General features: G+C 72.1%; 8 protein-coding genes and 1 pseudogene. 8 read left to right on the top strand and 1 reads right to left on the bottom strand.

Features of this window, described 5'->3' with window-relative positions:
* Nucleotides 1-49: 49 nt before the first annotated feature.
* Nucleotides 50-316 (bottom strand): hypothetical protein, encoded by a 267-nt coding sequence (locus ACFRMQ_RS29810; RefSeq protein WP_380733779.1) that lies wholly within the window; start codon nt 314-316, stop codon nt 50-52.
* A 592-nt stretch (nt 317-908) separates the two neighbouring features.
* Here ACFRMQ_RS29810 and ACFRMQ_RS29815 point away from each other — a divergent pair.
* The 8 genes and pseudogenes from ACFRMQ_RS29815 to ACFRMQ_RS29850 form a co-directional block, all read left to right on the top strand.
* A complete protein-coding gene (locus ACFRMQ_RS29815) occupies nt 909-4,697 on the top strand; it encodes a nitrate- and nitrite sensing domain-containing protein (RefSeq protein ID WP_380733780.1) in 3,789 nt (1,262 codons plus the stop codon).
* A gap of 10 nt (nt 4,698-4,707) precedes the next feature.
* Nucleotides 4,708-5,121 carry a roadblock/LC7 domain-containing protein gene (locus ACFRMQ_RS29820; RefSeq protein ID WP_316526687.1) on the top strand — a complete coding sequence of 138 codons (414 nt, stop codon included), beginning with the start codon at nt 4,708-4,710 and terminating at the stop codon, nt 5,119-5,121.
* 166 nt (nt 5,122-5,287) lie between these two features.
* Complete coding sequence (locus tag ACFRMQ_RS29825; protein ID WP_316526130.1) at nt 5,288-5,713, top strand: DUF742 domain-containing protein; 426 nt, start codon at nt 5,288-5,290, stop codon at nt 5,711-5,713.
* On the top strand, nt 5,694-6,278 hold the full coding sequence (locus ACFRMQ_RS29830) for an ATP/GTP-binding protein (RefSeq protein WP_097236140.1): 585 nt from the start codon (nt 5,694-5,696) through the stop codon (nt 6,276-6,278). Before ACFRMQ_RS29825 ends, ACFRMQ_RS29830 begins: the two co-directional genes overlap by 20 nt.
* 396 nt (nt 6,279-6,674) lie before the next feature.
* Nucleotides 6,675-10,055 carry a nitrate- and nitrite sensing domain-containing protein gene (locus ACFRMQ_RS29835; RefSeq protein ID WP_380733781.1) on the top strand — a complete coding sequence of 1,127 codons (3,381 nt, stop codon included), beginning with the start codon at nt 6,675-6,677 and terminating at the stop codon, nt 10,053-10,055.
* A 10-nt stretch (nt 10,056-10,065) separates the two neighbouring features.
* On the top strand, nt 10,066-10,479 hold the full coding sequence (locus tag ACFRMQ_RS29840) for a roadblock/LC7 domain-containing protein (RefSeq protein WP_030057391.1): 414 nt from the start codon (nt 10,066-10,068) through the stop codon (nt 10,477-10,479).
* A 161-nt stretch (nt 10,480-10,640) separates the two neighbouring features.
* On the top strand, nt 10,641-11,285 hold the full coding sequence (locus tag ACFRMQ_RS29845; RefSeq protein WP_380733782.1) for a DUF742 domain-containing protein: 645 nt from the start codon (nt 10,641-10,643) through the stop codon (nt 11,283-11,285).
* Nucleotides 11,266-11,384 (top strand): annotated as a pseudogene (locus ACFRMQ_RS29850) (ATP-binding protein); the annotation flags it as partial. The gene ACFRMQ_RS29845 and the pseudogene ACFRMQ_RS29850, both read left to right, overlap by 20 nt.

Below are 11,384 nucleotides of genomic sequence, written 5' to 3' on the forward strand. Positions count from 1 at the left end.
CGCCGTCGCCACGGCTGTGACGACGGCGCCCTCCGCGCAGCGCTGCGGGTCAGTCCCGGACGACGACGACCGGGGCGACCATCAGCTGGGTGCGGCGCGGGTTGGCGGTGACGGCCGGCAGCTCGGTGCCGTAGGTCACGACGTCCTCGGGCTTGCGGGCGCCCGGAATCTTGCTGAAGTCCTCGACCGAGGCCAGCGTCGTCCGGCGCGGGTTCGCCGTGGGGCGGCTGGACAGCGTGGACTGGGTGGCCTTCTTCGCCTGGGACATCGAGAGCACCTCGTGGTCGCGGCCGGGCCGATCGCGACGGATCGGCACCGGTCTGATGGATTTTCCGATTGATTCGGAAGGGTTCTGGGCAGGCTGATCGGGGCCGTGCTCCGGAGACAGCCCAGGTTACGAGATCTCATTCCATAGAGACCGTGACCAAAGCTACACATTAGACTGTGATTTTGCTCACAAAATGCCAAGCAAAAGCCGGATATCCGACATATCGCCGCACCGAGATTTCCCGACATTCGGCAGATAAGGTGCATTCCGGAAGGTCTGTGACTGTTCCAGGCCCTGGGTTCTCTTGGCATGTATCCGGCGAGTGTCCGAAAAAGGCGGTATTCCGGTCCCGTTACGGCACAGTCCGTGAGTTCGCACAAGCAGTCGGTAGCGTCCGCGACATGGTCCGTACGGCCCTTGTTGGGATTCCCCGGCTGTGCTGGAATGCGACGGACCGTGGGTAGGGAGTGGTCCACCCCGGTGCCCGCTCTCCCGGACCGGCCGGGGTGCGGATGGAAACTCGACACCGTCCAGGCCGTGGCGACGCGGCGGGACGCCCGGTCCAGAGGTTGCGACGCCAGTGCAGGGACGTTTCAAAAGGGGTAGCGGCGCCGCGGGTGACCCGGAGTCGCGCGAGCCTGTGGCAGCCCCCCAACAGGCGGCGGCCCCCGGCGGCCCGGCCGAGCCGGTGACACCCGAGGCCATCGGCCACCCGGAGGAGGACGGCCAGGAGCGGAAGTCCGCCCGGGACAAACTCCGCACCTCCCTGACCCGGCGCCGCGCCACCGGTCTGAACCGGCTCGCGATGCGCAACTGGCGCATCCGCACCCGTCTGATCGCGCTGCTCGCCCTCCCCGTCCTGGTCTCGCTGGTCCTCGGTGGCCTGCGCATCCAGACCTCGATGGAGAACTCGCAGCAACTCGCCCAGATGGCCAACCTGTCCGACCTGGCCAAGAAGGCGACCAACCTCGCGGACGCGCTCCAGACCGAGCGCGACATCAGCGCCGGTCCGATCACCCGCAACCCCACCGCGCCGCTGGACGACGACATCGTCGCGGCCCGCAAGTCCACCGACGACCTCAGCCGCACCTTCACCGCCTCCTCCGACAAGTTCGAGAACCTCGAACTGTCCGGTGGAAAGGCGCTGTTGCTCCAGATCCGCAAGGACCTGAACTCGATCGCGGACACCCGTAGCGCGCCGTACCAGAACAACCAGAACATCCAGTCGACGATCACCGCCTACGACGTGATCATCCGCGACCTGCTGTCCATCACCCAGGACATCGCGCTCGCGTCCAACAACAAGGACCTGGTCGTCTCCACCCGCGCGCTCCAGCAGTTCTCGCTGGCGAAGAACGCGACCTCGCAGCAGCGGGCCCTGATCAGCGCAGCGCTCGCCAACCCGAAGTCCCCCGACCTCAGCCCGAGCGACGAGTCCTTCGGCATCCGCCTGCGCGCCTCGTACGACAACGCGGTCGCGAGCTTCAACAACATCTACACCGCGCACGACCTGGACAACCTGCGCAGCCAGCTGAGCTACAACTCGGTGGTCGCCGACGCCGACCGCTACGCGGGCACCATCCTCACCCAGAACGGCATCCGCCAGACCGACGTCGTCACCTACCAGGACTGGTACGAGAAGGCCAGCGCCAAGATCTCGGCCGAGCGCCGGATCGAGGCCAAGCTCATCGAGAACCTGGACGGAAAGGCCCAGGACCTCCAGTCGCAGGCCGACGCCGACGCCCTGATCATCGGTGTCGCGATCGCCCTGGTGCTGCTCGTCGCCCTCGGTGGCGCCGGTCTGATCGCCCGGTCGATGGTGCGCTCGCTGACCCGCCTCCAGGCCGCGGCCGAGGACGTCGCCGAGCGCCGCCTGCCCGAGCTGGTCAAGACCCTCTCCGAGGCCGACCCGCACGACGTCGACACCACCGTCGAACCCGTCGCCGTCGACTCCACCGACGAGATCGGCCACGTGGCCCACGCGTTCGACATGGTGCACAGCGAGGCCGTCCGCCTCGCCGCCGAGCAGGCCCTCCTGCGCGGCAACATCAACGCGATGTTCACCAACCTCTCGCGCCGCAGCCAGGGCCTCATCCAGCGCCAGCTGTCGCTCATCTCCGAGCTGGAGAGCCGCGAGGCGGACCCGGACCAGCTGGCCAACCTCTTCAAGCTGGACCACCTCGCGACCCGCATGCGCCGCAACGGCGAAAACCTCCTCGTCCTCGCCGGTGAGGACCCGGGCCGCCGTTGGACCCGTCCCGTCCCGCTGGTCGACGTGCTCCGCGCCGCCGCCTCCGAGGTGGAGCAGTACGAGCGCATCGAGCTCGCCGCCGTCCCGTCGGCCGAGGTCGCCGGCCGCGTCGTCAACGACCTCGTCCACCTGCTCGCCGAGCTGCTGGAGAACGCCACCTCGTTCTCCAGCCCGCAGACCCGCGTCCGGGTCACCGGCCACGCGCTGCCGGACGGCCGCGTGCTGGTCGAGATCCACGACACCGGCATCGGCCTGAGCCCCGACGACCTCGCCGACATCAACGAGCGCCTGGCCAACCCGCCGACGGTGGACGTCTCGGTCTCCCGCCGCATGGGCCTCTTCGTGGTCGGCCGCCTGTCGCTGCGCCACGGCATCCGGATCCAGCTGCGCCCCAGCGACTCCGGCGGCACCACCGCGCTGGTCATGCTCCCGGTGGACGTCACCAACTCGGGCGACCGCCGCGGCTCCGGCCGGGGCGGCTCCGGCCAGGGCAAGCAGCAGCGCCCGGTCGCCCCGACCCCGCGCCAGCAGCGCCAGGTGCCGCCCGCCCGCCAGGGCGGTCCGGCCGCGCTCGGCCAGGCCGGCCAGGGTGGCCCGGGCGGCGGTGCCCCGCAGGGCGGCCGCCCGCAGCTCGGCCAGGGTGGTCCGGCTGCTCCCGCCGGTCCGACCGGTCCGACCGGTCCGACCGGTCCGACCGGTCCCGCTCCGCAGGGCGGCCCGGGTGCGCCCGGCGGCCGCTCCGGCGGCGGCCTGCCGACCCGACAGGTCGGCCAGTCGCTGCGGGAGAACCCGGTACTGCCGGGCGAAGGTCAGCCGGGCCAGGGCCGCAGGCCCGCCCAGCCCCAGCAGCAGTCCCAGCCGCAGGCTCCGCAGTCCCAGCAGGCCCCGCAGCGGCAGGCCCCGCAGCAGCCCAGCCAGCAGCAGCCGGGCCGGCAGGGCGGTCTGCCGCAGCGCGCCCCGGGCCGCCAGGGCCCGCCGCAGGCCGGTCCCGAGGGTCTGCCCCGCCGCGACCGTCAGCAGCAGCCCGGCCAGCCCCAGAACGGGCGGCCCCAGCAGGGCCAGCCCCAGCAGGCTCAGCCGCAGCCCGGCCGGGAGCGCCCCGGCGCCGAGTTCGACGGCGGTCCGGCCGCCCGGACCGGCGAGCAGCCGCAGCACGGCCGCCCCGGCGCACCGCAGCAGGGCACCCGCCCGGGCAACCGTCCGCAGGACGGCCTGCCGCAGCGCCGTCCGGCCCCGCAGGCCCCCGGTGCCCCCGGCCGCCCGGCCGCCCAGGGCCCGCGCGGTCCGCAGCGCCCCGGCCCGGACGCGCCGCAGCGCGACCGCCAGCCGCAGCTGCCGCCGCAGGCCCCGCAGCAGCCCCAGCCGCTGCCGACGGCCGAGCCGGCGTCGGTGGAGAGCACCCAGCAGTTCGCCCGCCCGCGCTTCGAGGCCAGCCAGATCGACCCGCGCGACCCGCTGGGCCTCGGCCTGGTCGAGCCGGTGCTGCCGAACGTGCCGAACCCGCCGCGTCCGGAGCCGGTGCGCCAGGAGCAGGCCCCGCAGCAGCCCCAGCCGCTGCCGCACCAGGAGCCGATGGCGCTGCCGACCGGCCCGTCCGAGGCCTCCGGTCAGCAGCCCGCCGACCAGCAGGCGTGGTTCCCGCAGGACGAGGGCCGGCCGCGGCCGTACCAGCCGCGCCGCCCCGGCACCTCCGCGCCGGAGTTCCAGCCGCAGGCCCAGGAACAGCGGGCTCCCCAGCAGCAGCCGCAGGGCCGGCCCCAGCAGCCGCAGCCTCAACAGCCGCAGCAGGGCCAGCAGCAGGGCCAGCAGCAGCCGGGCACCGACGACGCCCCGTGGCGCCTGTCCGCGAACGACGAGCGCTGGCGCCGCGCGGAGCAGATCCGCGAGCCCTCGACCAGCGGCGTCACCATGTCGGGCCTGCCCCGGCGGACCCCGCAGGCCAACCTGGTCTCCGGCACCGCCGAGGCCTCGCCGCTGACCGGGCCCCAGGTCTCCCGGGCGCCCGAGGAGGTCCGCGGCCGACTGACCAACCTGCGGCGCGGCATCCAGCAGGGCCGCCGTGCCGGGGCCGAGCAGGCCGCCGGCCAGACGGGCTTCCAGCATGGTGCCCAGCAGGGCGGATTCGATAGTTTCGGTGGCCGGAACGACGGCGACGGCGCAGATCACCAGGAGCGTTGAGTTGAACCAGATGAGCCAGGCCGCACAGAACCTGAACTGGCTGATCACCAATTTCGTGGACAACACCCCAGGGGTGTCCCACACCGTGGTGGTCTCCGCGGACGGCCTCCTGCTGTGCATGTCCGAGGGCTTCCCCCGGGACCGCGCCGACCAGCTCGCCGCGGTGGCCTCCGGCCTCACCTCGCTGACCAACGGGGCGAGCCGGATCTTCGAGGGCGGCGAGGTCAACCAGACCGTGGTCGAGATGGAGCGGGGCTTCCTGTTCCTGATGGCCATCAGCGACGGCTCGTCGCTCGCGGTGCTGGCCTCCCCGGACTCCGACATCGGCCTCGTCGGCTACGAGATGGCCCTGCTGGTCGACCGCGCCGGCGCCGTCCTCACCCCCGCGCTCCGCGCGGAACTCCAGGGCAGTCTCCTGCACTGACCGGAGCCCCGTGAGGAACCGCCCACCCGTCCAACCCGCCTCGCCGGGTCCGACCCGACCGGACCCGGCGACACCCGCTCAGCTACCCTCAGGCAGCTGATCCCGCCTCAGCTGGCATCGTCCCAGCTGGAACCGGCTGCTCAAGGCTGCAGCACAAGGAGGACCCATGACCCCGCCCTCGACACCCGCCGGCCCGTACGGCCACGGGTACGGCAGCGGCTACGGCGGGCAGCAGTCCGACGGATACGAGCAGCAGCCGCTGGTCCGCCCCTACGCGATGACCGGTGGCCGGACCCGCCCGCGCTACCAGCTCGCCATCGAGGCGCTGATCTCCACCACCGGCTCGGCCGACCGGGCCGGCGGGCTGCTGCCCGAGCACGCCCGGATCGTCAGCCTCTGCCGCGAGGTCAAGTCCATCGCGGAGATCTCCGCACTGGCCGGCGTACCCCTCGGTGTCGCCCGCATCCTCGTCGCCGACCTGGCCGAGGCCGGCCTGGTCGCCATCCACCAGCCCGCCGCCGCGGGCGAGTCGGGCGGAACGCCCGATGTCACGCTGCTCGAAAGGGTCCTCAGTGGACTTCGCAAGCTCTAACGCGGCCGCTCCCACCCGCGCCACCACCTCCGCGAAGATCGTCGTCGCGGGCGGCTTCGGCGTCGGCAAGACCACGCTCGTCGGCGCCGTCTCCGAGATCAACCCCCTGCGCACCGAAGCCGTCATGACCTCGGCCTCCGCCGGCATCGACGACCTCAGCCACGTCTCCGGCAAGACCACCACCACCGTCGCCATGGACTTCGGCCGCATCACCCTCGACGAAGACCTCATCCTCTACCTCTTCGGCACCCCCGGACAGGACCGCTTCTGGTTCATGTGGGACGACCTCGTCCGCGGCGCCATCGGCGCCGTCGTCCTCGTCGACACCCGCCGCCTCGCCGACTGCTTCCCCGCCCTCGACTACTTCGAGAACAGCGGACTGCCCTTCGTCGTCGCCCTCAACGGCTTCGACGGACACCAGCCCCACACCCCCGACGAAGTCCGCGAAGCCCTCCAACTCGGCACCGACACCCCCGTCATCACCCTCGACGCCCGCCGCCGCGACAGCGCCAAGAGCGCCCTCATCACCCTCGTCGAACACGCCCTCCTCGCCCGGCTCCGCTGAGCGGGGGGAGCCGTACGGCCCTGACGGTCCGTCCTGCCGCGGACCGTCGGGGCGGCGGTACCGGCCGTCCGGTGCCGCCGGGGGCGCGCGCAAGGCCCGTCTATAAGCAGCGGATAACAGTTCGGTAGGCATTTCGTGATCAACAGTGACTCAACGTGGCGAATCCACGTCACTCAGCGCCAGGTGACCACGGTTTTGCTCCGCGATGTCAGTGAATGTCCCGATTGTGACGACGCGGGCGCCGGACGGCGGCTGTTTGTCCCCCATCCCTGCACGTGCTGAAATTCCAGCTGACCCTGAATCTCTCCTGCCCCGGCCCGTCCGGCGGCCGGTCAGGGCCCGGGGGTAGCGCTGGATTGATCCATGGCCGGCAGTCGGCCGAGAGGTAGTTGTCGAGTGAGGCGTAAGCAGCAACCCGCCCCGCAGCGGCGCTCCGAGCCCCGCCAGAGCGAGCCGAACGGTACCCCCGGGGGCCCGGCCGGATTCTCCGCGTTCACTCCCACCGAGGAGCGCGGCCCGATCCCCGCCCCGGCCCCCGAGCCGACGGCCGTCCCCGCGGCACCCCGCGGCACCGGCCCGTCCGGCGACGGCGGCGGCGGCGGCTCCACCCGGTACGACTTCCTCCGCCCGCGCAACTGGCGCGTGCCGGCCCGTCTGATCGCGATCCTGCTGATCCCCGTGGTCATCAGTCTCGTCTTCGGCGGTCTGCGGGTGAACACCTCGGTCGACGGCTACATCAAGGCCTCCCGCGCCGAGAAGACCGCGGAGCTGGCCAAGGCGGCGACCGAACTCGCCGAGGCCCTGGAGAACGAGCGCGACAAGACGCTCATACCCCTGGTCACCAAGCAGGACCCGAACAACGAGGTGACCAAGCGCCGCGGTGACACCGACGCCGCGCTGAAGGCGTACAACGCCGCCTACGCCGCATCCGACAAGGCCGGCGAACTCCCCCGCCGCCACCAGGCCTTCCAGACCCTGGTGACCGACCTGCCGCACCTGCGGGCCAACGCCTACGGCGCCGAACTGTTCGTCAGCGCCACCGCCAACGCCTACTCGGTGCTGCTCGACCCGCTGCTGGCCTTCGACAACTCGGTCGGCATGGGCTCCGCCAACGCCACCAGCAAGGGCCGCGCGATCTACGCGATCTCGCTGGCCAAGGCCGCCGCCTCGACCCAGCGCGCGCTGATGCTCAACCTGCTGGTCGGCATCAACCAGAACGCCACCACGCGCTACGAGAACCAGGACGTCATCCAGCAGATCCTGATCTCGGAGAAGCTGGAACAGGTCTCCATCAACGAGTTCCACACCGGTGCCGCCCCCGAGGACGGCGCCAAGTACGCCGCCGCGCAGATGGCCCTGACCACCGCGCAGGACCGTTCGGCGTACAAGATGCCCAACGGCATGGCGCCCACCATGCAGGGCCTGCTCCAGCTCGGCGCCGGCTACAGCCAGGCCGCCGCCGAGGGCCAGCAGAAGGGCAAGGCCGCCGCCGACGCCGCGTACACCGAGGCGAAGAACGCCGGTCTGACGTCGGAGAACTGGAACCAGGCCGCCGACAGCCACATCCAGGCGCTGCGGAACACCGAGATCACGCTGCTGGACGACGTCGTCAACGACGCCCGCGGCCTCAAGGACAACGCGCTCTACGACGCCATCCTCAACACGGTCATCGTCGTCGCGGCGCTGATCCTGGCCGGCCTGCTCACCGGCTACGTGGCCCGCTCGATGATCCTCGGCATGCGCACCCTGCGCAGCGCCGCCCTGGAGATCGCCGACCACCGCCTGCCGGACCTGGTCGAGAAGCTCTCCAAGACCGACCCCGACCGGGTCGACACCTCGGTGACCCCGATCCCGCTGCACGGCAAGGACGAGATCGGCGAGGTCGCCCGGGCGTTCGACCAGGTCCACCAGCAGGCCGTGGCGCTCGCCGCCGAGCAGGCCCTGCTGCGAGGCAACGTCAACGCGATCTTCACCAACCTGTCGCGCCGCAGCCAGAGCCTGATCCAGCGCCAGCTGGCGCTGATCACCGACCTGGAGAACAACGAGGCCGACCCGGACCAGCTGGAGAACCTCTTCAAGCTGGACCACCTCGCGACCCGTATGCGCCGCAACGGTGAGAACCTGCTCGTCCTCGCGGGCGAGGAGGCCGGCCGCCGCTGGAACACCCCGGTCCCGCTGGTCGACGTGCTCCGCGCCGCCGCCTCCGAGGTGGAGCAGTACGAGCGCGTCGAGCTCTCCGGCATCCCGGAGGTCGACGTCGTCGGCGCCGCCGTGACCGACCTCGTCCACCTGCTCGCCGAGCTGCTGGAGAACGCGACCACGTTCTCCAGCCCGCAGACCCGGGTGCTGGTCAACGCGACCCGGCTGCCGGACGGCCGCGTACTGGTCGAGATCCACGACAAGGGCATCGGCCTCACCGCCGAGGACTTCGCGGAGATCAACGAGAAGCTGGGCGAGCCGCCCACGGTGGACGCCACCATCTCCCGCCGCATGGGCCTGTTCGTGGTCGGCCGGCTGTCCCAGCGGCACGACATCCGCGTCCAGCTCCGCCCGTCCGGCGAGTCGGCCGGCACCACCTCGCTGGTCATGCTCCCGGCGTTCGTCACCCAGTCCGGCCCCGCGCCGGAGCCCGACGAGCAGTTCACCGTCTCCCGGATCTTCGCCGACCAGGAGCCGACCGCCGAGTGGGCGCCCGACAACCACGCCCGCAGCGCGGCCGAGCTCGGCTTCGACGACCACCTCACCGGCGCCGGCAACGCGGGCTCCAGCGGGTTCAGCCCCGCCCTGGAGGCCGTCCAGCGCTCGCAGCGCCTCGACCAGGTCCGCCGCGCGGCCCTGGAGAGCGCCCCGCAGCCGCCGGTGGTCGACGCCGAGGTCGAGGAGGAGTACCCGCAGGGCTACGACCGGTTCGCCCCGCAGGGACACCAGGAGCAGGCCCCGGCCGACGGCGGGTACGCCGACGACCGGTACGGCTACGACCAGGGCGGCTACCGGCAGGACGAGTACGCCCAGGACGAGTACGCCCAGGACGGCTACGACCAGTACGCCCCGCAGGGCTACCAGCAGCAGGACTACGCCGACGACCAGTACGGCTACCAGCAGGACGGCTACCGGCAGGACGAGTACGCCCAGGACGGCTACGACCAGTACGGCCGCCCCGCCGAGGAGTCCCCGGCCGGCCACCCGTACGCCCCGGAGCCGCCCGCGCTGCCCGCCGTCGGGCAGGCTCCCGCCACCACCCTGCCGTCCGGGCTGCCCCAGCGCCGCCCCGGCGAGCAGCTGGCGGGCGGCGGCGCCGCTCCGGCCGGCGCCACCCCCTCCGGCGACGCCCCGAACTGGTTCGCCGGCGCCAAGGACACCTCGGCGCCCGCCGAGCAGCGCGGCCACGACGTGTCCGCGCTCGGCGGATACGGCCCGACCGGCCCGACCGCCAGCACCGCCTGGCAGTCGCCGAACGACGGCGACTGGCAGCGGGCCGAGCAGCTGCGCGAGCCCTCCTCCGGCGGCACCACCGGTGCCGGTCTGCCGCGGCGCGTGCCCAAGCAGAACCTGGTGCCCGGCAACGCCAAGTCCACCCCGCAGGACGGGCCGCAGGTCTCCCGCAGCCCGGAGGAGGTCCGTGGCCGCCTCACCAACCTGCGCCGCGGTGTGGAGCAGGGCCGCAGTGCCGGTAACACCGGAAGCTTCCGGATCGACCCCGATCAGGCAGACCAGTCCGGCAACGGACAGAACCGGAGCACCGATCTCTTCGGCGGCTCGAACCACCAGGAGCGTTGAGTTGACTCAGATGAGCCAGGCCGCACAGAACCTGAACTGGCTGATCACCAATTTCGTGGACAACACCCCAGGGGTGTCCCACACCGTGGTGGTCTCCGCGGACGGCCTCCTGCTGTGCATGTCCGAGGGCTTCCCCCGGGACCGCGCCGACCAGCTCGCCGCCGTCGCCTCCGGCCTCACCTCCCTCACCTCCGGCGCGAGCCGGATCTTCGAGGGCGGCGAGGTCAACCAGACCGTGGTCGAGATGGAGCGGGGCTTCCTGTTCCTGATGGCCGTCAGCGACGGTTCCGCTCTCGCCGTGCTGGCCTCCCCCGACTCGGACATCGGCCTCGTCGGCTACGAGATGGCCCTGCTGGTCGACCGCGCCGGCGCCGTCCTCACCCCCGCGCTCCGCGCGGAACTCCAGGGCAGTCTCCTGCACTGACGGTCCGTCGGATACCGTCCAGGTATTCGAAGCACCTCCGCGTCCTTCCCGGGCCCGCTTCGGCGGGCTCGGGTTCGGACGTTGTACGGCCCTCGCACCACCGGCTCCGGACCTGCGCCGAAGCTCGCACCGCACCGCCGCACCCTGTGAGGAGAGGAACCGTGACACCGCCCGACGACCGCAGCGGCCAGTACGGTCTTCCGTACCCTGGCACAGGCCATGACGCCTTCGGAGCACCCGGCGTCGGCCACGGTCAGCAGTACGGCCGGCACCAGTACGGGCAGCAGCCCCAGCAGCCGTACTCCCGGACCGAAGAGCAGTACGGCCAGTACGACCAGTTCGCCCGGCAGCCCTCGTACGGCGCCCCGGCGCCCGGCTACCCGAACCCGGCGTCCGAGCCGGCCCCCGGCTACCGGCCCGCCCAGGAGCCCGGCCACGTCGAGGAGTTCGAGGACGAAGTCGACTCCGGCCCGCTGATCCGCCCGTTCGCGATGACCGGCGGCCGCACCCGCCCGCGCTACGAACTCGCGCTGGAGGCCCTGGTCTCCGCCGACGTCGACCCGCAGCGCCTGGCCACCCTGCTCCCCGAGCACCAGCGGATCTGCACGCTGTGCACGGAGGTCAAGTCCGTCGCGGAGGTGTCGGCGCTACTCTCCCTCCCGCTGGGAGTGGCCCGCATCCTCGTGGCCGACCTGGCCGAGGCCGGCCTGGTCGCCATCCACCAGCCCGCTTCCGGCGGCGAATCCGGAAACCAGCCCGACGTCACGCTGCTCGAAAGGGTCCTCAGTGGACTTCGCAAGCTCTAACGCCGCCGCTCCCACCCGCGCCACCACCTCCGCGAAGATCGTCGTCGCGGGCGGCTTCGGCGTCGGCAAGACCACGCTCGTCGGCGCCGTCTCCGAGAT

Source organism: Kitasatospora sp. NPDC056783 (genome assembly GCF_042789895.1).
Taxonomy (GTDB): Bacteria; Actinomycetota; Actinomycetes; order Streptomycetales; family Streptomycetaceae; genus Kitasatospora.

Bases quoted from the DNA above. Each gene is read 5' to 3' on its own strand.
- ACFRMQ_RS29825 (WP_316526130.1), top strand. From the start codon at position 5,288: ATGACCCCGCCCTCGACACCCGCCGGCCCGTACGGCCACGGGTACGGC.
- ACFRMQ_RS29820 (WP_316526687.1), top strand. From the start codon at position 4,708: ATGAGCCAGGCCGCACAGAACCTGAACTGGCTGATCACCAATTTCGTG.
- ACFRMQ_RS29840 (WP_030057391.1), top strand. From the start codon at position 10,066: ATGAGCCAGGCCGCACAGAACCTGAACTGGCTGATCACCAATTTCGTG.